The sequence below is a fragment of the Streptomyces sp. NPDC057939 genome (assembly GCF_042887545.1).
GTDB lineage: Bacteria > Actinomycetota > Actinomycetes > Streptomycetales > Streptomycetaceae > Streptomyces.
Genome location: NZ_JBHVPG010000082.1, coordinates 1 through 24,612 on the forward strand (window position 1 = coordinate 1; position 24,612 = coordinate 24,612).

At 73.2% G+C, this 24,612-nt stretch carries 20 protein-coding genes; 7 read left to right on the plus strand and 13 right to left on the minus strand.

Translation table 11 applies throughout. The features are described 5' to 3' along the window. Positions 1-326: 326 nt before the first annotated feature. Positions 327-1,334 carry a stage II sporulation protein M gene (locus ACFVS6_RS40675; protein ID WP_389711585.1) on the minus strand — a complete coding sequence of 336 codons (1,008 nt, stop codon included), beginning with the start codon at positions 1,332-1,334 and terminating at the stop codon, positions 327-329. A gap of 110 nt (positions 1,335-1,444) precedes the next feature. Between ACFVS6_RS40675 and ACFVS6_RS40680 the strand changes: the two genes are divergently transcribed. Further along, a complete protein-coding gene (locus tag ACFVS6_RS40680; RefSeq protein ID WP_389711586.1) occupies positions 1,445-2,377 on the plus strand; it encodes an RDD family protein in 933 nt (310 codons plus the stop codon). Positions 2,378-2,387: 10 nt separating this feature from the next. Here ACFVS6_RS40680 and ACFVS6_RS40685 read toward each other — a convergent pair whose 3' ends face one another. Together ACFVS6_RS40685 and ahcY are read right to left on the minus strand one after the other, a co-directional pair. Next, the gene (locus ACFVS6_RS40685; RefSeq protein WP_389711587.1) at positions 2,388-3,008 is read right to left on the minus strand and encodes a hypothetical protein; all 621 of its coding nucleotides are present in this window, start codon (positions 3,006-3,008) and stop codon (positions 2,388-2,390) included. Between the two features lie 109 nt (positions 3,009-3,117). Next, the gene (ahcY, locus tag ACFVS6_RS40690) at positions 3,118-4,554 is read right to left on the minus strand and encodes an adenosylhomocysteinase (protein WP_389711588.1); all 1,437 of its coding nucleotides are present in this window, start codon (positions 4,552-4,554) and stop codon (positions 3,118-3,120) included. Positions 4,555-4,907: 353 nt separating this feature from the next. Between ahcY and ACFVS6_RS40695 the strand changes: the two genes are divergently transcribed. Together ACFVS6_RS40695 and lepB are read left to right on the plus strand one after the other, a co-directional pair. After that, on the plus strand, positions 4,908-6,971 hold the full coding sequence (locus ACFVS6_RS40695; RefSeq protein WP_389711589.1) for a fructose-specific PTS transporter subunit EIIC: 2,064 nt from the start codon (positions 4,908-4,910) through the stop codon (positions 6,969-6,971). Positions 6,972-7,084: 113 nt separating this feature from the next. Next, positions 7,085-7,846: a signal peptidase I gene (gene lepB / locus ACFVS6_RS40700; RefSeq protein WP_389711590.1), complete on the plus strand. Its 762-nt coding sequence runs from the start codon at positions 7,085-7,087 to the stop codon at positions 7,844-7,846. Positions 7,847-7,925: 79 nt separating this feature from the next. Here the strand turns inward: lepB and ACFVS6_RS40705 are convergent, their stop codons facing one another. The 6 genes from ACFVS6_RS40705 to ACFVS6_RS40730 form a co-directional block, all read right to left on the minus strand. After that, positions 7,926-8,861 carry a cation diffusion facilitator family transporter gene (locus ACFVS6_RS40705; RefSeq protein ID WP_389711591.1) on the minus strand — a complete coding sequence of 312 codons (936 nt, stop codon included), beginning with the start codon at positions 8,859-8,861 and terminating at the stop codon, positions 7,926-7,928. Positions 8,862-8,936: 75 nt separating this feature from the next. Continuing rightward, positions 8,937-10,094 (minus strand): mannose-6-phosphate isomerase, class I, encoded by a 1,158-nt coding sequence (manA, locus tag ACFVS6_RS40710; protein WP_389711592.1) that lies wholly within the window; start codon positions 10,092-10,094, stop codon positions 8,937-8,939. Positions 10,095-10,140: 46 nt separating this feature from the next. Then, positions 10,141-11,274: an SIS domain-containing protein gene (locus ACFVS6_RS40715; protein ID WP_389711593.1), complete on the minus strand. Its 1,134-nt coding sequence runs from the start codon at positions 11,272-11,274 to the stop codon at positions 10,141-10,143. Positions 11,275-11,367: 93 nt separating this feature from the next. After that, positions 11,368-11,553, minus strand: a complete 186-nt coding sequence (locus ACFVS6_RS40720; RefSeq protein ID WP_272258431.1) for a Trm112 family protein — start codon at positions 11,551-11,553, stop codon at positions 11,368-11,370. Between the two features lie 143 nt (positions 11,554-11,696). Continuing rightward, positions 11,697-13,067, minus strand: coding sequence for a phosphomannomutase/phosphoglucomutase (locus ACFVS6_RS40725; RefSeq protein ID WP_389711594.1), 1,371 nt, complete (start codon positions 13,065-13,067; stop codon positions 11,697-11,699). 79 nt (positions 13,068-13,146) lie between these two features. Continuing rightward, positions 13,147-13,584, minus strand: coding sequence for a DUF3499 domain-containing protein (locus ACFVS6_RS40730; RefSeq protein WP_389711595.1), 438 nt, complete (start codon positions 13,582-13,584; stop codon positions 13,147-13,149). A gap of 157 nt (positions 13,585-13,741) precedes the next feature. Here ACFVS6_RS40730 and ACFVS6_RS40735 point away from each other — a divergent pair, with 157 nt between their 5' ends. Continuing rightward, positions 13,742-14,218, plus strand: a complete 477-nt coding sequence (locus tag ACFVS6_RS40735) for a metallopeptidase family protein (protein ID WP_389711596.1) — start codon at positions 13,742-13,744, stop codon at positions 14,216-14,218. Positions 14,219-14,279: 61 nt separating this feature from the next. Here ACFVS6_RS40735 and ACFVS6_RS40740 read toward each other — a convergent pair whose 3' ends face one another. The 3 genes from ACFVS6_RS40740 to ACFVS6_RS40750 all read right to left on the minus strand — a co-directional run bounded on the left by ACFVS6_RS40740 (position 14,280) and on the right by ACFVS6_RS40750 (position 19,828). Then, positions 14,280-15,764, minus strand: a complete 1,485-nt coding sequence (locus ACFVS6_RS40740; protein ID WP_389711597.1) for a DUF5719 family protein — start codon at positions 15,762-15,764, stop codon at positions 14,280-14,282. Beyond that, a complete protein-coding gene (locus ACFVS6_RS40745; protein WP_389711598.1) occupies positions 15,761-19,348 on the minus strand; it encodes a glycosyltransferase family 2 protein in 3,588 nt (1,195 codons plus the stop codon). Before ACFVS6_RS40745 ends, ACFVS6_RS40740 begins: the two co-directional genes overlap by 4 nt. A gap of 216 nt (positions 19,349-19,564) precedes the next feature. Beyond that, positions 19,565-19,828 carry a WhiB family transcriptional regulator gene (locus tag ACFVS6_RS40750; protein WP_003983763.1) on the minus strand — a complete coding sequence of 88 codons (264 nt, stop codon included), beginning with the start codon at positions 19,826-19,828 and terminating at the stop codon, positions 19,565-19,567. 640 nt (positions 19,829-20,468) lie between these two features. On the opposite strand from ACFVS6_RS40750, the gene ACFVS6_RS40755 reads away from it, so the two are divergent. From ACFVS6_RS40755 to ACFVS6_RS40765, 3 genes are read left to right on the plus strand one after another with little or no spacing between them, the layout of a single operon-like run. Then, a complete protein-coding gene (locus ACFVS6_RS40755) occupies positions 20,469-21,023 on the plus strand; it encodes a cysteine dioxygenase (RefSeq protein ID WP_389711599.1) in 555 nt (184 codons plus the stop codon). Between the two features lie 13 nt (positions 21,024-21,036). Continuing rightward, entirely contained in the window at positions 21,037-21,996 is a 960-nt protein-coding gene (gene cofD / locus ACFVS6_RS40760; protein WP_389711600.1) for a 2-phospho-L-lactate transferase, read from the plus strand. Next, complete coding sequence (locus ACFVS6_RS40765) at positions 21,993-23,288, plus strand: coenzyme F420-0:L-glutamate ligase (RefSeq protein WP_389711601.1); 1,296 nt, start codon at positions 21,993-21,995, stop codon at positions 23,286-23,288. The genes cofD and ACFVS6_RS40765 overlap by 4 nt, the downstream gene beginning before the upstream one ends. Here the strand turns inward: ACFVS6_RS40765 and ACFVS6_RS40770 are convergent. Continuing rightward, complete coding sequence (locus ACFVS6_RS40770) at positions 23,285-24,202, minus strand: DNA-3-methyladenine glycosylase family protein (protein WP_389711602.1); 918 nt, start codon at positions 24,200-24,202, stop codon at positions 23,285-23,287. The two genes, ACFVS6_RS40765 and ACFVS6_RS40770, sit on opposite strands and share 4 nt — an antisense overlap. Positions 24,203-24,612 lie beyond the last annotated feature (410 nt).

The following is a 24,612-nucleotide window of genomic DNA, read 5'->3' on the forward strand; positions in this document are numbered from 1 at the left end:
TCTTGCGTTTCCGACTCTATCAGACTCTCTCGGGCCCGATTTCCTCGGTGCTTTCCAGGTCCTGCGCTTTCGCGCTTTTCCTTTCCGGCGATTCCGACTCTATCAGAATGTTTCCACCGGATTTCCCCGGCTTGGAAGACTGAATGAAGAGACGAGTGTGCCCACTTGGAATTCAATTCCTGGGGGGCGAGATGAGACTTTAAACCATCACTGCCGAACTTGTCCAGTTCGAGGCAACCGTTCGAATCTACCTCCCCGCGTCTGCCGTGTCAACGGGGTTTGCGGGACGACGAGGAGACTAGCAGCTCGGCAGGGGCCGGCGCACATCAGGCGGCGGTGGGCAGGGTTGCCGTCCGGTCGGCTTCCTCCACGTCGCCGGTCTCGCCGGCGCGGGCGGCTCGGCCGCCCAGGACGTAGACGTAGACGAGGAAGGCGACCTCGGCGGCGATGCCGATGGTGATGCGGGCCCAGGTGGGGAGGCCCGAGGGGGTGACGAAGCCTTCGATCAGGCCGGAGACGAAGAGGACCAGGGCCAGGCCGATGGCCATGCCGAGGGCGGCGCGGCCCTGTTCCGCGAGGGCGGTGCGACGGGTTCGGGGGCCCGGGTCGATGACGGTCCAGCCCAGTTTCAGGCCGGTGCCCGCGGCGACGAAGACGGCCGTCAGTTCGAGCAGGCCGTGCGGGAGGATCAGGCCGAGGAAGACATCGAGGCGGCCGGCCGAGCTCATCAGGCCGAGACCGACGCCGAGGTTGGCCATGTTCAGGAAGAGGATCCACAGCACCGGGATCCCGAGGAACGCCCCGAACACCAGGCAGATCGCGGCGGCCTGGGCGTTGTTCGTCCAGACCTGGGCGGCGAACGAGGCCGCCGGGTGGCTGGAGTAGTACGTCTCGTACTTGCCGCCGGGCTCGGTGAGCTGCTTGATCTCGGTCGGGGCCGCGATGACTCCCTGGACCTCGGGGTGGGTGGCGATCCACCAGCCGATCAGCACGCCCAGCGCCGTGGAGAGGAGGGCGGTGGGTATCCACCAGCGGCGGCTCCGGTAGACGGCCGCCGGGAAACCCTCGGTGAAGAAGCGGGCCGCGTCGCGCCAGCTCGCACGTCGGGTACCGGTCACCGTGGAGCGGGCGCGGGCGACGAGCTGGGTGAGGCGGGCCGTCAGCATCGGGTCGGGTGCGCTCGACTGCACCAGGGAGAGGTGGGTGGAGGTGCGCTGGTAGAGCGAGACGAGTTCGTCGGCCTCCGCTCCGGTGAGCCGTCGGCCGCGGCCGAGCAGCTGCTCCAGGCGGGCCCACTCCGCCTGGTGGGCCACCACGAAGACGTCGAGATCCATCCGGTTACCGCTCCCCTGCCCCAGGCCACCCGATTCGGCTTACTACTCCTGTGGTCAGCTTGGCAGACTGGGTGCCACAGGGGCGGGTCAGGTCGGTGAAAGGTGGGCTCGTGAGCGATCTGGTGACGGGGGACGCGGTCGTTCTGGGGCTGCGGCCCGCAAGGCTGCCGAGCCGGGCCCTCGCGATCCTGTTGGACCTGCTCGTGTACCTCTCCGGGTACGCCTTCGTCTCGATCGGTCTGACCGTCGCGACGTACGACCTGGACGATGCCCTCCAGGCCGCCGTGGCGGTGGCCGGTTTCCTGTTGGTGCTGGTCGGCATACCGATCGCGGTGGAGACGCTGACCCGCGGGAGGTCGCTGGGGAAGCTGGCGTGCGGACTGCGGGTGGTCCGCGAGGACGGCGGGCCGATCCGGTTCCGGCACGCGCTGGTGCGCGGCGCCATGGGGGTCGTGGAACTGCTGATGACCATGGGGGTGGTGGCCTGCATCGCCTCGCTGGTGTCGGAGCGGGGGCGGCGGCTCGGCGACGTGTTCGCGGGAACCCTGGTGATCCGGGAGCGGGTGCCGGGGACCCCGGTGATGCCGGTGCCCCCGCCGCCGCCGTGGCTGGCCGGGCGGTTCACCGCGCTGGACCTGTCGGCGGTGCCGGAGGGGCTGTGGCTGGCGGTGCGGCAGTACCTGACGCGGATGAACCAGCTGGATCCGCAGATGGGTGCCGCGTTGGCGGCGCGGCTCGCGGACGACGTGGTGGCCAGGACCGGGACGCCGCCGCCGGCCGGGGTGCCGGCCGCCGCGTTCCTGATGGCGGTGGTGCACGAGCGGCAGTCGCGGGACGCGGCCCGGGCCTTCGGGGCAGCGGCGCAGGCGGCCCGGGCGGCGCAAGCCGCGCCGCCGATGGTGCCGCCCGTCGCGCCGGTGGCTCCGTACCCGTACGCCGCTCCGGCCGCGCCCGTGGTTCCGGCGGCTCCGGCCGCGCCCGTCGCTCCTGTCGTGCCCGCGGAGGCGGTCGCGCCGCGGAGCGGGTTCGCGCCGCCCGCCTGAGCGGGTTCGGCTACGCGTCCGCGAAGGTGGAGGGCGGGGTCTCCAGGTGTTCGAGCTCGATGCCGGGTGCCGAGAGGACGACGTCGCCCGCGATGTGGACGGTGTGCACCTCGCCCGTGTCCAGGGCGGTCACGCGGTACTCGTCCACCAGCAGCGGAACGCTGTCCGTGGCGTGCTCCTCGCGGCGGAGCAGGGCCCACGCCTGGTCGACGGTGCGGGCCGCGAGGACCGGGTCGGTGAGGGCGACGAGCCGGACGCGGGTGGCCGGGTCGCCGGGGGCCAGGCGCAGCAGGCGGGCCGTGGCGATGAGGAAGGCCGGTGATGTGCCGGTGAACCCGGGGGCGTTGACGTTGCCCTCCGTGGCCTCGGCGCCGGTGGGGTCCGTGCGGACCCAGGTGACCCCGTCGATGGCCGCGCCGCGCAGCTGCCAGCCCGCCGCGTTGAGTTCCAGCCGGATGGGGCGGCCGAGTTCGTCGACGGCCAGGTCGACGGAGCCGCGGTGTTCGCCGTCGGGGAAGGTCAGTTGGGCGACGTAGCGCCAGCCGGACGGGCCCGGCGCGCAGTGGAAGTGCTCCTCGCCGAGGGGGGCGTGGTCGTGCGGGTCGTGGAGCGAATACCGGCCGCGGGGCATCGACGCGCTTTCTGCGAGGGGTTCGGGGGACTGTCGGGAGACGGGGCAGGCCCCCGGCACGGGTGCCGGGGGCCTGCTTCAGCCTCTGCTGATCAACGGGTGATCAGGATCAGTAGCGGTAGTGGTCCGGCTTGTACGGGCCGTCGACCTTGACGCCGATGTAGGCGGCCTGCTCGGGGCGCAGGGTGGTGAGGCGGACGCCGAGCGCGTCGAGGTGGAGGCGGGCGACCTTCTCGTCGAGGTGCTTGGGCAGCACGTAGACGTCGGTCGGGTACTCGGACGGCTTGGTGAAGAGCTCGATCTGGGCCAGGGTCTGGTCCGCGAAGGAGTTCGACATGACGAACGACGGGTGGCCGGTCGCGTTGCCGAGGTTGAGGAGGCGGCCCTCGGACAGGACGATGAGGACCTTGCCGTCGGGGAACGTCCAGGTGTGGACCTGCGGCTTGACCTCGTCCTTGACGATGCCGTCGACCTTGGCCAGGCCGGCCATGTCGATCTCGTTGTCGAAGTGGCCGATGTTGCCGACGATGGCCTGGTGCTTCATCTTGGCCATGTCGGCGGCCATGATGATGTCCTTGTTGCCGGTCGTGGTGATGAAGATGTCGGCGGTCTCGACGACGTCGTCGAGGGTCGCGACCTGGTAGCCGTCCATCGCCGCCTGCAGGGCGCAGATGGGGTCGATCTCGGTGATGATCACGCGGGCGCCCTGGCCACGCAGGGACTCGGCACAGCCCTTGCCGACGTCGCCGTAGCCGAAGACGACCGCGACCTTGCCGCCGATGAGGACGTCGGTGGCGCGGTTGATGCCGTCGATCAGGGAGTGGCGGCAGCCGTACTTGTTGTCGAACTTCGACTTGGTGACGGCGTCGTTCACGTTGATCGCCGGGAACAGCAGCGTGCCCTCGGACATCATCTCGTACAGGCGGTGGACACCGGTGGTGGTCTCCTCGGTGACGCCGCGGACCTCGGACGCGAGCTGCGTCCACTTCTGCGGGGTCTCGCCGAGGGTGCGGGTCAGCACCGCGAGGATGTGGGCGTACTCCTCGGAGTCGGCCGTGGACGGGTCCGGGACGGCTCCGGCCTTCTCGAACTCGACGCCCTTGTGGACGAGGAGGGTGGCGTCACCACCGTCGTCGAGGATCATGTTCGGGCCGCCGGTGGGGGTGTTCGGCCAGGTCAGCGCCTGCTCCGTGCACCACCAGTACTCCTCCAGCGTCTCGCCCTTCCAGGCGAAGACGGGGACGCCCTGCGGGTCCTCCGGGGTGCCGTTCGGGCCGACCGCGATGGCGGCGGCCGCGTGGTCCTGGGTGGAGAAGATGTTGCAGGAGGCCCAGCGGACGTCGGCGCCGAGGGCGACGAGGGTCTCGATGAGCACGGCCGTCTGCACGGTCATGTGCAGGGAGCCCGTGACGCGGGCGCCGGCCAGCGGCTGCGCCTCGGCGTACTCGCGGCGGATCGACATCAGACCCGGCATCTCGTGCTCGGCCAGGGTGATCTCCTTGCGGCCGAAAGCGGCAAGGGAAAGGTCTGCGACCTTGAAGTCCATGGGTGCTGCTCCTCATGGTTCGAGAGGGTGGGTACGGCTGAGCCGCGCGCCGTCCTTGCCTGGGCAGGGCGGGGCACCGAGCACAGTCCGTCGGGGGCCCTCTCTCCCCTCGGCCGGTCACGGGGACCGCCCGACCGCCATCAGCAGCGACGCCTGACACTGATGACGAATCTACACCGATCGGCGCAGCGCGCCCCAGTCGGCCGGGAAACAAGTCGCCGCCGTTTCGGGGACCTCCGGCGGAACGGTTCGGGGCCTTTCGGACTTTTGATCCGCCTCTTATGTGGGAGAGGATGCCAAGGGATCGGGGCGCAAGCGCGATCTCGTTGGACCACGGCGTGAAGGAGATTCCAGTGACCAGTCCAGCCGGCCGTTCCGGTGACGGAGGAGCAAGCGGGCACAAGCGCCTGAAGCTGCTCGCCGTCACGGCGTGCCCCACGGGCATCGCGCACACCTACATGGCCGCCGAGAAGCTCCAGCAGGCCGCGGCCGAGCTGGGCGTGGACATCAAGGTGGAGACCCAGGGCTCGATCGGTGCCGAGAACGTCCTCTCTGACAACGATGTCAGAGAGGCGGACGGGATCATCATCGCCGCCGACAAGGAGGTCGACCGGGAGCGCTTCGCCGGCAAGCGCGTGCTGTCGACGGGCGTCGCGGACGGCGTCCACAAGCCGAAGGAACTGATCGAGCGGGTGCAGCACGCGCCGGTCCAGGAGGGCACGGCCGCGGCGGCGGCAGGCGCGGGCGGGGGCAAGGAGCGCAGCCTCGCCTACAAGGCGCTGATGAACGGCGTCTCATACATGATCCCGTTCGTGGTGGTCGGCGGTCTGCTGATCGCGATCGCCCTCGCGCTGGGCGGTCACGCCACGGCCGAGGGGTACGTGGTCACCCCCGGCACCTTCTGGGACCACGTCTTCCAGATCGGCGTCCTCGGCTTCACCCTGATGATCCCGATCCTGTCCGGCTACATCGCGTACGCCATCGGCGACCGGCCGGCGCTGGTGCCCGGCATGATCGGCGGGTTCATCGCGAACACCGGCGCCCTCTACGACTCCAAGTCGGGCGCGGGGTTCATCGGCGCGATCGTGACGGGTTTCCTGGCCGGCTATCTGGTCCTGTGGATCAAGAAGGTCAAGGTCCCGAAGGTCGTCCAGCCGATCATGCCGATCATCGTGATCCCGATCGTCGCGACGACGGCGCTGGGCCTGTTCTTCATCTACGTCGTCGGCAAGCCGATCTCCTGGGTCTTCGAGAGCCTGACGAGCTGGCTGTCCGGCATGACCGGCACCAGCGCGATCCTGCTCGGCGCCCTCCTCGGCCTGATGATCGCCTTCGACATGGGAGGTCCGGTCAACAAGACGGCCTTCCTCTTCGGTACGGGACTCATCGCGTCGGGCAACTACGCGGTCATGGGCATGTGCGCGGCGGCCATCCCGGTCATGCCGCTCGGCCAGGGCCTGGCGACGGTGCTGCGCCGCAAGCTCTACTCCGAGCAGGAACGCGACACCGGCATGGCGGCCCTCTTCATGGGCGTGTTCGGCATCTCGGAGGGCGCGATCCCCTTCGCGGCGGCCCGGCCGGCCATCGTCATCCCGTCGAACATGCTCGGCGGCGCGGTGGCGGGTGCCATCGCGGGCGTCGCGGGCGTCGGTGACCACGTCCCGCACGGCGGTCCGATCGTGGCCGCGCTGGGCGCGATCAGCGGGGTGGTTTGGTTCCTCGTCGCCATCGCGGCGGGCACGGTGGTGACCGCGCTGACGACGAACGCGCTGATCGAGATCAAGGAGCGCCGCGCCGCCGGCACGGCCGCGCCCGCGTCGGCGCTGCCCGTGCCGGCCGGTGCGGGCGCGGTGGTGGACGTCGCGCCGGGTCCGGTTCCGGCCGCGGCGGGGCCCGTCGGGACCGGGGGGACCGCAGTGCTGACGAAGCCCGCGCCCGCCGCGGTCGCGGCGGAGCCGCAGGAGGTGCTGTCCGGCTACCTGACGGAGCGGACGATCAGGACGGAACTCGTCTCGGACTCCAAGGAGGCCGCGATCCGGGAAATGGCGGAGATGCTGGCCACCACCGGCAACGTCCGGGACGTGGAGGAGCTCGTACGGGTCGCCCTGGCTCGCGAGGCGCAGGGGACGACGGGGCTCGGTGAGTCGATCGCGATCCCGCACGCCAAGACGGACGCCGTGACGCGGCCCACGGTCGGCTTCGCCCGGTCCGACGAGGGGATCGAGTGGGGCGCGCTGGACGGGACGAAGGCCCGGCTGGTCTTCATGATCTCGGTGCCCGAGGCCGCCGCCGGTGACGAGCACCTGCGGATCCTGGCGCTGCTGTCGCGCAAGTTGATGGACTCCGCCTTCCGGGACCGGCTCCAGGGGGCGCCGGACGGGCCGGCCGTCCTGGAGGTGCTGCGCGAGATCCGATAGCCGCCGCGCGCGACCGCGATCGTCGGGCCCCCCACCGCTCCGGTGGGGGGCCCGACGGCGTCGGTGTGGTGCCCGTCGACCTACGATGCGATCCGGTCCATCGGAGGGGCGCAATGGAACACAAACCTGGACGCGGACGCGGAATCGGGATCGCGGCGATCGTCCTGCTCGTGCTCGGGGCGGTCGTCCTCGTGGGGGTGTCGGTGGCGGCGGCCGTGGCTCCGCCCGCGCGGTACACGGAGGGCAAGCACGTCGGCTGGACCATGACGCCGACCTGGACCGACGGGGACGGCATCCACCTGGAGCCGGTCGCCAGGGGGAAGCTGCGGCGGGGTGACGTCGTGCTCGCGTCCGTGCCGTGGTCCACGCGCAAGACGCAGATGAACCGGGTCGTGGCGCTCGGAGGGGACCGCGTCCAGTACCGGACGGGCGGCAAGACCACCGAGTACCGGCTGGTGCTGAACGGCAAGCCGTTGGACGAGCCGTACCTGGAGCCGTGGCAGAACCCGTCCACGGTGGCGTTCGACGTGACCGTGCCCGAGGGGCACGTCTTCCTGATGGCCGACAACCGGCTGAACTCGGACGGATCTCAGTTCGCGAACAACGGCCCGGTCCCGGAGAGCAAGGTCGTCTCCAGGGTCGTGCCGTACCCGAGGGCGATGCTGATCGGGTGGGGGCGGGCGGCGGGCGGCCTGCTGTTCCTGTGCGGCGTCGCGGCGGCCGTCGTGGCGCGGCGGGCGCGCGAGCGGGCCCCGCGGCACGTGGTGGTTCCGGTGCGGGTGGCCGCGCAGGCCCCGACCGACGTGGCCGTGGAGGTCCCGGCGCCCGCCGCCCCGCCGGCGGACTCCGGGGAGCGCGCGGACGCGCGGTCGTAGCCCGGCGGGTCCGGACGTACGAGGGCCCCCGCGGCCGGTCGGCTGCGGGGGCCCTCGTGTGCGTGCGGTGCGCTCCGGGTCACTTGTCCCCGGTGGTCGCGGCGGCCGGGTCGAAGATGTCCGGCTCCAGGTAGATCACGCGGGCGATCGGCACGGCCTCGCGGATGCGGGCCTCGGCGGCGTTGATGGCCTTGGCCACCTCCGTCGCGGTGTCGTCGTGCTCGACGGCGATCTTCGCGGCGACCAGCAGTTCCTCGGGGCCGAGGTGCAGGGTGCGCATGTGGATGATGCGGGTGACGACGTCGCCGTCGACGATGGCGGCCTTGATCTTCTCGACCTCGTCGACGCCGGCGGCCTCACCGAGCAGCAGCGACTTGGTCTCGGCGGCCAGCACGATGGCGATGACGATCAGCAGGATGCCGATGCACAGGGTGCCGATGCCGTCCCACACGCCGTTGCCGGTGGCGAGGGCGATGCCGACGCCGCCGAGTGCCAGCACCAGGCCGATGAGCGCGCCGAGGTCCTCCAGCAGGACAACGGGCAGTTCGGGGGCCTTGGCCCGCTTGATGAACTGGCTCCAGGTCTGCTTGCCGCGGACCTCGTTCGACTCCTTGATCGCGGTGCGGAAGGAGAAGGACTCCGCGATGATCGCGAAGACGAGGACGCCGACGGGCCAGTACCAGGCCTCGATCGCGTGCGGGTGGTTGATCTTCTCGATGCCCTCGTAGATGGCGAACATGCCACCGACGGTGAAGAGCACGATGGAGACGAGGAAGGCGTAGATGTAGCGCTCGCGCCCGTACCCGAAGGGGTGTTGGGGAGTCGCCTCGCGCTGGGCCTTCTTGCCGCCGAGGAGCAGCAGTCCCTGGTTGCCGGAGTCGGCCAGCGAGTGGACGCTCTCCGCGAGCATCGACGAGGAGCCGCTGAAGAGGAATGCCACGAATTTGGCTACGGCGATGGCGAGGTTGGCGGCGAGTGCCGCCACGATCGCCCTGGTACCGCCCGACGCGCTCATGGGTGCTGGATGTCCCTTCCTAGCCACTGACTACGGCGGCACATTGTGTCAGGCGATCGTGGTGGCGACGCTACGTCAGATCACCACGGTGGCACGGAAGACGGTGCCCGATCCGGACAGTTCGACCTTTTCGCCTGCCGGGACGAAGACGGACTCCCCCGGCGCGAGGGTCAGTTCGCCCGCCTTGGGGGTGCCCGCCGTGCAGAGCAGGATCTGCGGGGTGGCATCGGGCAGCTGCTGGGGGGCGCCGCCGGGTGCCAGCAGGAAGCGGGAGAGCCGGAACTCGTCGATGGGGGTCTCGTAGACCTCCTCGCCGTCGGCCTCGGGGCGCATGACGCCCGGGGTGCTCGGCTCGAAGATGACGACCTTGAGCAGTTCGGGGACGTCCACGTGCTTGGGGGTCAGCCCGCAGCGCAGCACGTTGTCCGAGTTGGCCATGAGCTCGACGCCGAGGCCGTCGATGTAGGCGTGCGGGATGCCCGCGCCCAGGAACATGGCCTCGCCGGGCTGGAGCCGCACGTGGTTGAGCAGCATGGCCGCGATCACCCCCGGGTCGCCGGGGAACTCGTGCACGAGACCCGCGTACGGGGCGTACGGGCCCGCGAGGCGTTCGGCGGCGGCCGCGGCCTCGGTGACCGTACGGGCCATCTCGGCGCGGTCCGCGGTCAGCACGGCGGTGAGGACCTCGCGCAGCGCGGCCTCCTCGGGGTGGGCGCGCAGCAGGTCGGCGTACGGCTTGAGCGAGTCGACGCCGAGGCCTTCGAGCAGCGCGGCGGCCTCCAGCGGCGGGCGGAAGCCGCACAGGCCGTCGAAGGGGGTGAGCGCGCAGATCAGTTCGGGCTTGTGGTTGGCGTCCTTGTAGTTGCGGTGGCCCGCGTCGATGGGGACGCCGCGGCGCTCCTCGTCCGCGAAGCCCTCCTTGGCCTGGGCGAGGTCGGGGTGGACCTGGACGGAGAGGGGGGCGCCCGCGGCGAGGATCTTCAGCAGGAAGGGCAGGCGGGGGCCGAACTTGGCGACGGTCGCGGCGCCCAGTTCGCCCTCGGGGTCGGCCGCGATGACGTCCGCGAGGGTGGTGCCGCCCGCCTCGCGCTCCAGACGGGAGGGGGCGCCGGGGTGGGCGCCCATCCACATCTCGGCCTGCGGTTCACCGGTGGGCTCGACCCCCAGGAGGGTGGGGATGGCGGTGGTGGATCCCCAGGCGTAGGGGCGGATCGTGTTCGTCAGGCGGTCCATCGTCGTCTTCCTGGATCTGAAGTGTGGGCGGGCACGGGTCCGTGCCTCAGCCGTGGCCCCGGCTCGTCAGCGCCAGGTAGGCGGTGGCGAAGTCCGTGACGGCGAGGAGTTCGGCGAGCTGTTCCAGTTCCCCGCCCTCCTCCGGTTCGAGCTCGCTGATGGCCGTGTCGTGGCTGAGGGCGAGCTCGCGCGCGGCCGGTGCGGCGGTGAGTCCGCCGGTGGGCCGGTCGCGCAGCAGGACGATGCGGGCGCGGAGGGTCCGGGGCTCCTCGACGCGGTCACGGAAGAAGTCGTCGGGGTCGGCGCCCGCGGCGAAGGACCCGGAGAGCAGCACTCCGTGGGCCGGCAGGGCCTCGGGGAGTTCGGCGGCGATGGCGGGCCGCCCGGCGAGCTCGGCGAGGACGGCGGCGAAGCGGCGGCCGGCGGGGCCCGCGGCCACTCCCTCGCTCCAGATGAGCGGGAGGGAGTCGGCGAGCTCGGTGGCGAGGGTCTTGGCCGGGTTGGAGTAGGTGACGATGGCGGGCCCGCAGCGTTCGGCGGTGCGGTCCAGCCGGTCGGCGACCCGTTGGAGGGAGTCGGGGGCGGCGGCGATCAGGCCGAGCTTGTCGAGGAGGACGAGCAGCGGGGTCAGCAGCGCCCAGAGGGCGCCGGGGCCGGCCGCGGCGGACTCGTCGTACTCCTGGTACGGGGCCTTGGCCATCGGTACGAGGACCCCGTGCGCGCCGTCGACGGCCTCGCCGAGCGGGGAGCGTTCGGGGGCGACGGCGACGACGCTGCTGCCGCGCCGGTAGGCCTGCTCGGCGAGGACGGCGAGGCCGGGCTCGGTGCCGTCGGTGGTGACGATCAGCAGCAGGTCCACGGGACCGGCCCAGCCGGGGAGCGCCCAGCGCAGGGCCCCGGAGGCGTGCGCGACGCCGGTCGGGTGGAGCCGGATGACGGGGGCCGAGGCTCCGGCGAGGGCGCCGAGGAGGTCGGCGACGCCGGTGGCGGCGGTGCCGGGGCCCGCGATGAGCACCGCGCGGGGGCGGCCGTCGGGCCGCAGGTCTGCGAGGCCCGCCTCGGTCGCGTGCCGCACGGCGGTACGGACTCTGGCGCCGGCGTCGGCTGCGCCGCGGAGCAGGCCGCGGCGGTCGGCACGGGCGAGATCGTCCGGTGCGTCGAGGAGTGACTCGTCGAGCATGGCGGCCTCCGGCGGTGTTGACGGGTCCGGGGTGGCGGAACCGGTCTCAGCGTCTGCGGTCTGCGCGGGGGGGGTGCGGGATCGGGGTCCGGCTCAGGCGGGGCGGCGGGCCTCGTCGACGAGGAGGACCGGGATGCCGTCGCGGACCGGGTACGCGAGGCCGCAGTCCTGGCCGGTGCAGATCAGCTCGGGTGCCGTCTCGTCGGCCGACTTGTCCTCGAGGGGCGCGTGGCAGGCGGGGCAGGCGAGGATCTCCAGGAGGCCGGCTTCGAGCGGCATGGGGCGGTTCCCTTCGGGATGCGGATCGGGCGAGGTCAGCGTACCGCCGAGTTACTCGCGGCGCGGCCCTGAGGGGTGCTCCGGTCGGGCCGTCCTCCGGCCCCGGGCCCCTGGGACGGGGCCGGGGCCGGAGGGTCGTGCGGTCAGGCGCGGACGAGCGCGAGGACCTCGTCGCGGATCTTGGCCAGGGAGGCCTCGTCGCGGGCCTCGACGTTGAGGCGCAGCAGCGGCTCGGTGTTCGAGGGGCGCAGGTTGAACCACCAGTCGGCGGCGGAGACCGTGAGGCCGTCCAGCTCGTCGAAGGTGACGTCCTCCTGAGCGGCGTAGACGGCCTTGACGGCGGCGGTGCGGCCGGCCTGGTCGGCGACGGTCGAGTTGATCTCGCCGGAGCCGACGTAGCGGTCGTATTCGGCGACGAGCTCGGAGAGGGTGCCCTCCTGGCCGCCGAGGGCCGCCAGGACGTGGAGCGCGGCGAGCATGCCGGTGTCCGCGTTCCAGAAGTCCTTGAAGTAGTAGTGCGCGGAGTGCTCGCCGCCGAAGATGGCGCCGGAGGCGGCCATCTCGGCCTTGATGAAGGAGTGGCCGACGCGGGTGCGGACGGGGGTGCCGCCCTTCTCGCGCACGACCTCCGGCACGGACCACGAGGTGATCAGGTTGTGGATGATCGTGCCCTCGCCGCCGTTGCGGGCCAGCTCGCGGGCCGCGACCAGGGCGGTGATCGCGGAGGGGGAGACGCCCTCGCCGCGCTCGTCGACGACGAAGCAGCGGTCGGCGTCGCCGTCGAAGGCGAGGCCGAGGTCGGCGCCCTCGGCGATCACGCGGGCCTGCAGGTCGACGATGTTCTTCGGGTCGAGGGGGTTGGCCTCGTGGTTCGGGAAGGTCCCGTCCAGCTCGAAGTACATCGGGACGAGGTCCAGCGGGAGGCCCTCGAAGACGGTGGGGACGGTGTGGCCGCCCATGCCGTTGCCCGCGTCGACGACGACCTTGAGCGGGCGGATGGCGGTGAGGTCGACCAGGCCCTTGAGGTGGTCGGCGTAGCCGGGGAGGCTGTCGAGCTCGCCGACGGTGCCCGCGACGGTGCCGGCGGGGATCGCGGGGGCGCCCTCGTCGGTCCACTTCTCGGCGAGCTCGCGGATGGTGGCGAGGCCGGTGTCCTGGCCCACGGGCGCCGCGCCGGCGCGGCAGAGCTTGATGCCGTTGTACTGGGCCGGGTTGTGCGAGGCCGTGAACATGGCACCGGGCAGGTCCAGCTTGCCGGAGGCGTAGTACAGCTGGTCGGTGGAGCACAGACCGATCAGGGTGACGTCGACGCCGCGGGCGGCCGCGCCGCGGGCGAAGGCGGCGGACAGGCCGGGCGAGGAGGGGCGCATGTCGTGGCCGATGACGATCGCCTTCGCGCCGGTGACCTCGATGAAGGCGGCACCGAACAGTTCGGCCAGGGGCTCGTCCCACTCGTCCGGTACGACGCCACGTACGTCGTAAGCCTTGACGATGTTCGAAAGATCTGCGGCCACTGCCTGCCCTCCTGAAGGTTCTGTGCGGTGGAGCAAACCTACCTTGTGGGGGAGAACCGCTGTTCGGACGAGCCGTGCGTCAGGAGTCGGGGGAACGCAGCACGCGCAGGTGTCCGCGGCGGGTCTCGCCGGGTGCCTGGGGGCGGGAACCACCGGTGCCGCCGGCCTCGGCCGTGCGCTCCGGCGGGCGGGCGGCCTCACGGACGGCGTTGGCCAGTGCTTCGAGGTCGTCCCCGCTGGGGCGGGACGGGCCGGAACCGTCCGAAAGGCGCACGACGTCCCAGCCGCGCGGGGCGGTCAGGCGCTCCGAGTGCTCGGCGCACAGGTCGTAACAGTGGGGTTCGGCGTAGGTGGCGAGCGGGCCGAGAACTGCGGTCGAGTCGGCGTAGACGTACGTCAGTGTGGCGACGGCAGGGCGGCCGCACGCAGTGCGCGAACAGCGACGTACAAGGCTCACGACGTTGGACGGTACCGCACTCTTGACCGGGCCGCGACGACTCTCCCGCTGGTCACTCACCCGTGTCGTGCTCACCGGGCCCCGGAATCAAGGGCCTTCACGTCCTCGGGGGTGCCCGATCCCGGCCGTATCGACGGGGTCGCGACGCCTGCGCGACACCCGGTCGTGGCCGGATCGAAGCCCTGCCGGGCGGCGGGGCGAGGGCTACGCTGCGGGGGTGACGGACAGCGCCCTTCCTCCCCGCCCGACCCCTTCCGACGAGACCCCGCACGCGCCGGGTCCGCGGCGCCGCGACCGGCACGGACGGGGGATGCGCGGGCCGTTGGCGCCGCCCCAGGTGCCGCTGGCGGCGAGTCGGGCGGAGTTGTTCGGTGATCACGTACGGGATTCGGTGGAGCGGCTGGAGCGGCGCTGGCCGCAGCTGGACGAGGTGGAGTTCGTCGTCGCGGACGTGCCCGGGCCGCCGGGTGGACCGGAGAGCGGTTGGAACGACGAGGCGGTGCCGCTGGGCGGCCTGATCGAGGCCCGCGACGGGCGGCCGGCGCGGATCGTGGTGTTCCGGCGTCCCGTGGAGATCCGGGCCAAGTCGCGGGACGAGCGGGCGCTGCTGGTGCACGAGATCGTGGTGGAGCAGGTGGCGGAGCTGCTGGGGCTCTCGCCGGAGACGGTGGACCCTCGGTACGGGCAGGACTGAGCCCGCACCGGGCGGACGCCCGGTGGGGTCGGCGGACGCCCGGCGGACGCTCAGCGGACGCTCAGCGGACCAGGATCGACGGGTCCTCGACGGCCTTCGGGACCGAGACCGTGGACTGGTCGTCGGAGAAGGTCTGCACGGTGAACATCGGGATCCCCTCGTGGGGCAGGCTCAGGGTGCGGGCCGCGTGGACCGGCCCGCCGGAGAGGGTCTCGATGGTCAGGGCGTAGGAGCCCTTGCCGCCCGACGGGACGGGCGGCGGGGTCACGGCGAGGGTGGTGCCCGCCTTGACGGTGAACTCCCGGACCTCCTGGGTGCCGCCCTCGGTTCCCGGCGAGGCCGTCATGCGGACCTTCGCGTCGGCGCCGACGGCGGTGAGGGCGGGCGCGGTCGCCCTGTCGTTGGAGTCGGACCGGTTGTCCGCGACGGTCGCCCGCGCGCCGACGGGGGCGCCGGCCGGGATGAAGCCGAGCTCCTGCTTCGTCCCGGTGCCGCGGACCACGCGCAGGGCCGCGACCACCGGTACGGCCTTCTTCGGGTCCGTCGGGGTGAGCAGGAGCGAGCCTGCCTCGCCGCGCGTGACGTCGCCCAGGTCGACGCTCGCCGTCATGCCGGCCTTGAGGTGCAGCCGTTCGTTGCCCGCGGGGCTGATCGGGCCGGTCGGCCCGGCCAACCTCACGTCGAGGTCGGCGTCCTCCTCGCCGGGGGCGAAGGCGACGAGACGGACGGAGGTGGCGTCCGCCGGGATGCCCGGCAGGACGAGGCTGCCCGCGGGGCCGGCGGAGGCGGGGAGCCAGTCGGCGCCGACGCCGTCCTCGGCGACCTGCGCGGAGGCGCCGACCCGGCCCGAACTGGTCGTCACGTGGGCGGTGACGGCGGCCAGATGGGCCTCCTGCGCGAGTGAGGACAGCAGGACCTTCACGGTCGAGCGGGGTTCGACGGCGATGACGGTGTCGGCCGTCCCCGGCTTGCCCTTCACCAGCCCTTCGGGGCCGTACAGCTTGATGTCGACCTCGGCGACGGTGTCGTCCGGGTTGGTGAGGTGGACGTAGTCCTGGCGGCCCTTGGCGGTGCTGACGCCGGGGAACCAGAAGTCGGTGCCGGGCGCGGTGCAGGTGACGCCGAGCAGGCCGCGGGCCTGGCCGACGGAGACCTTGGTGGTCTGCTGGGCGGTCCAGCCGGGTGCCAGGACCCCCTCGGCGACTCCCGTCAGCGCGGGGGCCTCGGCGCCGGAAGCGGTCGCTCCGACGGGCTTGCCGGGCTCCTTCGGCTCCAGGACGGCCTTGCCGTCCTTGGTCAGCAGCCGGGCCGAGCCGTGTCCACCGGCCTTGCCCGGGGTGAGGGAGGTGTACGTGGTCTCGGCGATGTCCGAGGAACTGGGCGGGGGGCACACCAACAGGGACCGCTCGACCGGCATGCGGGAGGCGGCCTCCTGCCGGGCCGCGGTGGCCGGGGCCGAGGCGGGGGCGGTCAGGAAGGCCAGTCCGGTGATGGTGGCCAGTGCCAGCGTCACCGCCGCCGGCGTCAGGAGGGCGCGCTGCTTCACTGCTGGGGGCTCCCGTCCGGACGCGGCTCGTGCTGTCCGTAGGTGTCGTACCGCTGGTCGTACTCGTACGGGTGGGGCTGCTGTTGCTGTTGCTGCGGGAACGGGGGCTGCTGCTGGGGCTGCTGGTACGGCTCGGCGTACTCCTGGTACGGCTCGGGCTGTTGCTGTTGCTGCTGGTCGTACGGGTAGGGCGCGTCGTAGGCGTACGCCTCCTCCCCGTACACCGGCTGCGCCGGGATCTGCGCGTACGGGTCGGCGACCGCTTCGGCCGGCGCCGGTTCCCGGGCGGGCGCGGCCCCGGCGCGCAGCCGGCGGGCGCGGCGGCCCTCGCCGGCCTCGGCCGGGCCGGAGGCGACGGGCGCACCCGCCATGGCGTCCTCGTCGGGGAGGTCGTCGTCGAGGCGGGCGCTGCGGCCCGGGAGGGCCATGACGAGCAGGACGAGGGCGAGCAGGCCCTGCGCCCAGTGCCAGGCGTCGCGGGTGAGGGAGTCCTCGTGGACGAGGTCGAGGCGGCCGCCGTCGCGGGGCAGTTCGAAGCCCTGGGCCCAGCCGTCGAGGGTGGTGGGGGTGAGGGGCTTCCCGTCGAGGGTGGCCCGCCAGCCCGGGTCGGCCCGGTCGGCGATGCGCAGGGTGCGGCCCTCCTCGCCGGCCGGGATCTTGGCGTGGGCCTCGACGGGGCCGGCGTCGACGGCGATCGGGGCCCGGCCCTCCTTGCCGTCGAGGACGGTGACGCGGGCGGGCAGCCGCTGGACCTCCCAGAGGGCGGTGCCGTCCTCCTGGTGGCGCTGCTTGAGGCCGGGGGTGCCGTCGAGGACGCGGCGCATCCGGTCGGGGCCGCCGGCCGGGATCATCACGTAGCGGACGGCGAAGGCGCCGAGTTGCTCGGAGTGGTTGGCGCCGGAGCCGGAGACCAGGCCGGCGACGGCCTTGGCGAGGCGGGGTTCGCCGCCCGCGGCGGCGAGGAGCTCGGCGTCGCCCAGGCGGGCGCCGGAGCCCCGGACCAGGGTGTAGGAGACGGTGGCGGGCGAGTCGCCGCCGAGGACCAGGGTGCGAGTGCGGTTGCTGTCGGCGGACTGCTCCGCGACGACGGCGGGGACCTGCACGGGGTCGCGGCGCCGGAGCGGTCCGTCGGCGCCGGCCGCGCCCCACACGGCGGCGGCGCACAGCGGTCCGGCGGCGGCGGCGAGCGCGACGAGCACGGCGAGGGGCTGGCGCCAGCCGAAGCTGCGGGCGGCGACCCGTTCACGGGCGCCGTCGGCGCCGACGGCCGCGGCGGCGAGGATGCCGAGTCCGTACAGGAGGGTGCCGGGGCCGGCCCAGCCGCCGCGGTTCAGGAGCACGGCCAACAGCAGCCCGGCGAGGGCGACGGTCCAGGCGGTGGCGACGGCGAACCGGCGGTCGGCGCGCAGCAGGGCGGCGAGGGCGGCCAGGACGGCGCCGACGAACAGCAGGGCGGTGCCGGTGCCGGGCCCGCCGGGGCCGGCACCGAGGAGGTCGAGGGGCCCGGCGGGGCCGCCCGTGTGGGGCAGTCCGGCCTCGTCGAGGAAGCGACCGGGGTGCGTGAGCAGGCCCGGCGACCAGGGGGCGAGGACGAGGAGCGGTACGACGAGGGTGACGAGGAGCCGCAGGGCGTACTTCGTGCGGCGGGCGCGGCGCACCAGCAGTGTGACGGCCCCGAGGACCGCGGCGAGCGGCCATACGACGGGGGTGAAGGCGGTGGCCAGGGTCAGCAGCAGGGTGTAGGTCCACAGCGCGCGCCGGCCGCCCTGCGGGCCGGTGCCCTCGGGGCCGTCCGTGAAGCCCGCCGCGGCGACGGCGGAGCGGGCGATGAGCGGGAGCAGGACGGCGAGGACGGCGGTGCCGAGGCGGCCGCCGGCGAGGGCTCCGGTGACGGCGGGGAGGAAGGCGTAGGCGACGGCGGCCCAGGCGCGCAGGAGTCGGGATTCGACGAGCGGCCGGGACGCGAAGTAGGCGGTGAGTCCGGCGAGCGGGACCGAGCAGACGAGGAGCAGGGTCAGCGCGGCCCGGGTGGAGTCGAACAGCAGGACGGAGAGGGCCCCGAGGACGGCGAGGTAGGGCGGGGCGACGGCGGTGGTGCCGATGCCGGCGGGCTGCCAGTCGTCGGTGTAGCCGCGCCACAGGTCGAGGCCGCTGCCGGGGGCGGGGAGCAGGGCGCCGCCGCTGAGGGATCCGCCGCCGAGCAGGGCGCGGCAGGCGACGAGGGAGACGAACAGGAGCAGGGCGAAGAGCACGGGGGCCGGGTTGCGGGCCATCCGCCGGAGTCGGCCCGCGGGGGCCGGTTCCAGGTGGTCGGCGTCGTCGGAGCCGGGCCCGGACTCCGTGGCTCCGCCGTGGCGGCCGGCGGTCGGCCGGTCGGTGTCGCGGTCGGAGCCGAGGTACCCGACGAACTGTTCGGCATTGGCGCGCAGGGTGGCGCCGGGGGGCGGGAACAGGGCGCGCAGTTCGGCGGCGGGGACGGCGGGCTTGCGGCGGGCCTTGCGGGCGGCGAGGACGCGGCCGGGCCGGAGCAGGGTGGCGAGCAGCCCGGTGATCTCGTCGACGGCCTGGCCGGGGGCCTTGCCGACGAGGTAGCCGAGGGTCCGCAGGAGGGTGCCGACGAGGAGGCGGAGCAGGACGTAGGGCAGGGCGCGGCCGGAGGCGTTGGCCAGCACGGTGTAGACGGCGCCGGCCTTGTCGACGCGGTGGGCGCCGACGGCGGAGCGGCCGGCGCAGTCGACGGTGCGGCGTTCGCGGGCGGCGGCCTCGGCATGGCGCAGGATGGCGTCGGGGGCGACGAGGACGTCGAAGCCGGCGCTGTGGGCGCGCCAGCAGAGGTCGACGTCGTCGCGCATGAGGGGCAGTCGCCGGTCGAAGCCGCCGAGGGCGTCGTACGCGTCGCGGCGCACGAGCATGCCGGCGGTGGAGACGGAGAGGACGGGACGGACCTGGTCGTGCTGGCCCTGGTCCTGTTCCCGGCGGTCGAGGCCGGTCCAGCGGCGTCCGCTGCGGGCGATGGTGACGCCCGCTTCGAGGAGTTGCTTCCCGTCGTACCAGCCGCGCAGTTTGGGGCCGATGACGGCGGCCTCGGGGTTGTCGTCGGCGACGCGCAGGAGTTCGGTCAGGGCGTCGGGTTCGGGCGCGCTGTCGTCGTGGAGCAGCCAGAGCCACTGGACGGGTTCGCCGTGGGGGTGTTCGGGGAGGTCGTAGGCGTCGTCGCGCCAGGTGCGGCTGACGGGGTCCCAGCCGCTGGGGCGCTTGAGGTAGGGAAGGTCCTCGGGCGTCAGGACGCCCGCGGTGCGGGCCGCTTCGTCGACCGCGGCGCCGAAGCCGGTGCGGCGGGCGAGGTGCAGGACGCGGTCGCGGCCGAGGGCCTCGGTGAGCAGCCGGGCGGATTCGTCGGCGCTTCCGGTGTCGGCGGCGACGTGGTTCTGCGCGGGGCGTTCCTGGGCGAGGAGGCCGGCGAGGGTCTGGGGCAGCCAGCGGGCTCCGTCGTGGGCGACGAGGACCGCGGTGACGACGTGCCGGGGGAACTCGGGGGTGGCGGCTGTCCGGTGGGAGGCCGTCGAGTTGCTGTGCAGGGACATCGCGGTACGGGCCCTCCGGCCGGGGATCCGGGGGTGGTGTGCCCTCGGAGGCTGCTGGACAGCGCCCCACACTAACGGCTGGAAAGACGACGGTCCGCCTCCTGCGGGGAAGGTGCGGGAGGCGGACCGTTTGCTCTGCTGAAGTCCTGCGGGTGGTGCGGTTCGGTATGGAGTCGGTGGCGCTGCGGGTGCCCGGCCGGCCGTGCTCCGGGGGGTTCAGACCGCTGCCTTTTTCAGGCGGCGCCGCTCGCGTTCCGAGAGGCCGCCCCAGATGCCGAATCGCTCGTCGTTGGCGAGGGCGTACTCAAGACATTCGGAGCGGACCTCGCAGGCGAGGCAGACCTTCTTGGCCTCGCGGGTGGAGCCGCCCTTCTCGGGAAAGAAGGACTCGGGGTCGGTCTGGGCGCACAGAGCGCGCTCCTGCCATCCGAGCTCCTCGTCCGCCTCCTCGACCAGCAGTTCCTGAAACAGCTCGGTCATGTGCGCCCCTCGCTCTTCTGTGCGTCCCCGTGGTGTTGCCGTCACTGATAGCTACGTAACGACACGAGTGAAATTACAAGTGTGTGGCTCCTGCCCAGTCAAGCCGGGATCTGCTATTGGGCCCCTTATTCACTCTGCGGAACCAAGCCTATGCAGAAAGTGTTCATATCGCCAAAAATCGTGACACAAGCCACGGGCACCACGATGTTGCGCTCTTGCCCCTTGATCGACGCGTCACTCCGAAGGAGGGGTTGCGATTCGGCCGAACATGCGGCGCGGATCACATTCCGGTCACGAGTCGAGGCGGCGGGTTTGAGGGCGGTTTCGGCGGTATGGAGCGGCACATCCCCTGGTACGGACTGCACAAACCTTTCTCCGCGCACGGTAACCGGATGAGGTGAAACTTTTCCCTTAAAACGGACATTGGGTTGACAGTCCGACCCTTCCCCCGTTCTCCTTGTCTTCATGTCAGCGCCCGCAGCCGCCACCCGGACCCCCATTCGTGGGTTCCTGCGCGCTGCCCAGGTTCGCTGTTGCTGTTGCAGCTGTTGATGCCCCCGGAGCTCCGGCTCCCGTTGAGCACCGGCTCCCCCACAGCAACCGCCCCGCACGACTGACATCCGTCGAGGAACCCCCCACGATGAACAGCGCAGCCGCACCCACCACCGTCGCCCCCACCGCCGTGGTCCCCACCACCCCGGCCCCCGTCGAGAGCGACCTCCAGATCGCCGGCGACATCCTCGCCGTCCAGCACCTCCTCCAGCCCGCCCGCGAGCACCCGGCCACCATCGCCGAGTTCGTCGGCCTCGCCCGCTCCATCGCCGCCGACCGCGCCGGCTGGGAACACCTGGTCCAGTACGACGCCACCACCCGCTGGTACCACCGCCTGCGCACCGGCCCCGGCTACGAGGTCTGGCTGCTCAGCTGGGTACCCGGCCAGGGCAGCGGCCTCCACGGCCACGGCGGCTCCTCCGGCGTCCTGACCGTCCTCGACGGCGAACTCACCGAACACAGCGCCCGCGGCCCGCTCGCCCTCGGCCCCGGATCCCAGCGCGTCTTCGCCCCCGGCTACGCCCACGAGGTCGTCAACGACACCCTCGAAGGAGCGGTCAGCCTGCACGTCTACTTCCCCGGCCTGACCGAGATGCCGATGCACAGCTGCTCCCCGGCCCACCAGGAGCAGGTCACCGCCTGACAGACTGCCGGGCATGCGCATTGTTGTTCTGGCCGGCGGCATCGGCGGCGCCCGTTTCCTGCGCGGCCTCAAGGTCGCGGTCCCCGACGCGGACATCACCGTCATCGGCAACACCGGTGACGACATTCACCTGTTCGGGCTGAAGGTGTGCCCCGATCTGGACACGGTGATGTACACCCTCGGCGGTGGCATCAACGAGGACCAGGGCTGGGGCCGCACCGACGAGTCCTTCACCGTCAAGGAGGAACTCGCCGCCTACGGCGTCGGACCCGACTGGTTCGGCCTCGGCGACCGCGACTTCGCCACCCACATCGTCCGCACGCAGATGCTCGACGCCGGCTACCCGCTCAGCGCCGTCACCGAGGCCCTCTGCGACCGCTGGCAGCCCGGCGTCCGGCTACTGCCCATGTCCGACGACCGCGTCGAGACCCACGTGGCCGTCACCGACCCGGAAACCGGCGAACGCCGCGTCATCCACTTCCAGGAGTACTGGGTCCGGCTGCGCGCCTCGCTCGACGCCGAGGCCGTCGTACCCGTCGGCGCCGAACGGGCCAAGCCCGCGCCCGGCGTCCTGGAGGCCATCGCCGCCGCCGACGTCATCCTCTTCCCGCCGTCCAACCCGGTCGTCTCCGTCGGCACCATCCTCGCCGTACCCGGCATCCACGAGGCCGTGGCCGCCGCGGACGCCCCCGTCATCGGCCTCTCCCCCATCGTCGGGGGCGCCCCCGTGCGCGGAATGGCCGACAAGGTCCTCGCCGCCGTCGGCGTCGAGTCCACCGCCGCGGCCGTCGCCCTGCACTACGGCACCGCGCTGCTCGACGGCTGGCTCGTCGACACCGCCGACGCGCAGGCCGTCGCCGAGGTCGAGGCCGCCGGCATCACCTGCCGCGCCGTCCCGCTGATGATGACCGACCTCGAAGCGACCGCCGCCATGGCCCGGGCCGCCCTCGAACTGGCGGAGTCCTCCCGGTGACCGTTCCCTCGTACGAGGTCGTCGCCGTCCCCGGGATCCCCGAGGTCCGGCCCGGCGACGACCTCGCGGAACTGATCGCGGCCGCGTACCCGGGCCTGCGCGACGGCGACGTCCTCCTCGTCACCTCGAAGATCGTCTCCAAGGCGGAGGGCCGCATCACCCGGGCCTCCTCCCGCGAGGAGGCCATCGACGCCGAAACCGTCCGGGTCGTCGCCCGCCGCGGCACCCTGCGCGTCGTCGAGAACCGGCAGGGCCTCGTCATGGCCGCCGCCGGCGTCGACGCCTCCAACACCGCCCCCGGCACCGTCCTGCTGCTGCCGGAGGACCCCGACCGCTCCGCCGCCGCGATCCGCGAGGGACTGCGCGCGGCCCTGTCCGTGGACGTCGGCGTCATCGTCACCGACACGTTCGGGCGACCCTGGCGCACCGGGCTGACCGACGTCGCCATCGGCGCGGCCGGCGTACGGGTCCTGGACGACCTGCGCGGCGGCACCGACGCCCACGGCAACCCGCTCGGCGCGACCGTCGTGGCCACCGCCGACGAACTCGCCGCCGCCGGTGACCTCGTCAAGGGCAAGGCCGCCGGACTTCCCGTCGCCGTCGTCCGCGGCCTGGGCCACGTGCTCGGCGACGGCCCCACCGCCCGGGACCTCGTCCGCGCCCCGGCCGACGACATGTTCCGGCTGGGGACCTCCGAAGCCGTACGGGAGGCCGTCACCCAGCGGCGCACCGTACGGGCCTTCACCGACGAGCCCGTGGACCCCGGCGCGGTCCGGCGGGCCGTGGCCGCCGCCCTCACCGCCCCGGCCCCGCACCACACGACGCCCTGGCGGTTCGTGCTCCTGGAATCGGCGGGCGCCCGCCTGGAACTCCTCGACGCGATGCGCGACGCCTGGATCGAGGACCTGCGGCGCGACGGCAGGTCGGAGGAGTCCATCGCCCGCCGGATCCGGCGCGGCGACGTCCTGCGGGCCGCGCCGTACCTCGTGATCCCCTGCATGGTCACCGACGGCGCCCACGACTACGGGCACGCCCGGCGGGACGCGGCCGAGCGGGAGATGTTCGTCGTCGCCATGGGCGCCGGCGTGCAGAACTTCCTCGTCGCGCTGGCCGGGGAACGGCTCGGCTCCGCCTGGGTGTCCTCGACGATGTTCTGCCGGGACGTCGTCCGCAAGGTGCTCGGCCTGCCCGAGCACTGGGACCCGATGGGGGCGGTGGCCGTGGGCCACGCCGCCGAACCGCCCCGCGACCGCCCGGCCCGCCCCGTGGAGGCCTTCGTCGAGGTCCGCTAGATCAGGCCGATGTCCCCGCGCGGCATGCGAGGGGTCCGGCGCGGCGGGGTGCGGCCCGCCAGCAGGATCAGACGGGCCGCGCGGTGCCGCTGGCCCGCGTACGGGGCGAGGAGCTCCAGCATGACCGCGTCGTCGGCGTCCCGGTCGCCGGTCAGGGCGTAGCCGACGATCCCCGGCAGGTGCAGGTCGCCCGTGGTCACCGCGTCGGGGGCGCCGTTGCTGCGCTGGAGCGTCTCCGCGGAGGTCCACGGGCCGATGCCGGGCACGGCCTCCAGCCGCCGCACCGCCTCCGGCAGCTCCATCGCGGCGGCCTCCTCCAGCCGGGCGGCCACCCGGGCGGCCCGCACGATGGTCGCCGACCGCTTGGCGTCGACCCCTGCCCGGTGCCAGTCCCAGGACGGGATCAGCGCCCAGGTGCGGGCGTCGGGCATCACGTACATGTCGAGCGGCCCCGGGGCGGGCTCCCCGTGCTGCCGCACGAGCCGGCGCCAGGCGCGGTACGCCTCGTCGGAGGTGACCTTCTGCTCCAGCACCGTCGGCACCAGCGACTCCAGGACCAGCCCGGTACGGGTCAGGCGCAGCCCCGGGCGACGGCGATGACTGGCGTGCAGGAGCCGGTGGCGGGGCACGAACGCGGCCGGGTCGTCACCGGCGCCGAGCAGTTCGGGCAGCCCCGCCAGCACCCGGTCGGCGCCCGGACCCCACGCCTCGGCTTCCACCGTCTCCCCGCGAAGGGCCACCCGGAGGGTGGCGGGGCCGTCGGGGGTCCGGGTCGCCCGCCAGACGGAGCCGTCGGGGGTGGTGCGGAAGGTGGGGTCGGCGGGGCCGCGGCGCAGCGGGCCGAGGACGAGCCCGAGGTCCAACGGGGCTCCGGGGGCCCAGGTCCGGGACTTCGAGCCGGCTCCGGCCGGCATGCCGGGGCCCTGCGGGACGGCGGTACGGCCGCCGCGCACGCCGGCGCGCGTCACGGGTTCCCGGGGTGAGGCCACCCCCCGAGCGTATCCCCTGGCCGGGGGTCAACCGGGATCCCCGACCGCCCGCTACCCGCCCCCGGCCCGCCGGAACCCCGGGGCCCCGCCCCGAACCCCGCGCCTCAAACGCCGGCGAGGCTGGATCGGGCGGCGGGGTCGGATTGTGCGGCCGTGACACGGTGCAGGCCCCCCGGGTCTCCGCCCCGGACCCCGCGCCTCAATCGCCGGCGAGGCTGGAGGGTGCGGCGGGGTCGGACGGTGTGGCGGGGCTGGATTGGCGGGCCGGATTGGTGGGAGGGGACCGGATCGTGGAGCCGGGTCATGGTGCAGGCTCCCGGGGCTCCGCCCCGGAC

What these genes read in the sequence shown, in the direction of transcription:
- ACFVS6_RS40770 (WP_389711602.1), bottom strand. Translation starts at nt 24,202, where the DNA reads ATGCCGGCCGGAGCCGGCTCGAAGTCCCGGACCTGGGCCCCCGGAGCC.
- ACFVS6_RS40685 (WP_389711587.1), bottom strand. Translation starts at nt 3,008, where the DNA reads ATGCCCCGCGGCCGGTATTCGCTCCACGACCCGCACGACCACGCCCCC.
- ACFVS6_RS40755 (WP_389711599.1), top strand. Translation starts at nt 20,469, where the DNA reads ATGAACAGCGCAGCCGCACCCACCACCGTCGCCCCCACCGCCGTGGTC.
- ACFVS6_RS40675 (WP_389711585.1), bottom strand. Translation starts at nt 1,334, where the DNA reads ATGGATCTCGACGTCTTCGTGGTGGCCCACCAGGCGGAGTGGGCCCGC.
- ACFVS6_RS40745 (WP_389711598.1), bottom strand. Translation starts at nt 19,348, where the DNA reads ATGTCCCTGCACAGCAACTCGACGGCCTCCCACCGGACAGCCGCCACC.
- ACFVS6_RS40715 (WP_389711593.1), bottom strand. Translation starts at nt 11,274, where the DNA reads ATGCTCGACGAGTCACTCCTCGACGCACCGGACGATCTCGCCCGTGCC.
- lepB (WP_389711590.1), top strand. Translation starts at nt 7,085, where the DNA reads ATGGAACACAAACCTGGACGCGGACGCGGAATCGGGATCGCGGCGATC.
- ACFVS6_RS40720 (WP_272258431.1), bottom strand. Translation starts at nt 11,553, where the DNA reads ATGCCGCTCGAAGCCGGCCTCCTGGAGATCCTCGCCTGCCCCGCCTGC.
- manA (WP_389711592.1), bottom strand. Translation starts at nt 10,094, where the DNA reads ATGGACCGCCTGACGAACACGATCCGCCCCTACGCCTGGGGATCCACC.
- ahcY (WP_389711588.1), bottom strand. Translation starts at nt 4,554, where the DNA reads ATGGACTTCAAGGTCGCAGACCTTTCCCTTGCCGCTTTCGGCCGCAAG.
- cofD (WP_389711600.1), top strand. Translation starts at nt 21,037, where the DNA reads ATGCGCATTGTTGTTCTGGCCGGCGGCATCGGCGGCGCCCGTTTCCTG.
- ACFVS6_RS40705 (WP_389711591.1), bottom strand. Translation starts at nt 8,861, where the DNA reads ATGAGCGCGTCGGGCGGTACCAGGGCGATCGTGGCGGCACTCGCCGCC.
- ACFVS6_RS40750 (WP_003983763.1), bottom strand. Translation starts at nt 19,828, where the DNA reads ATGACCGAGCTGTTTCAGGAACTGCTGGTCGAGGAGGCGGACGAGGAG.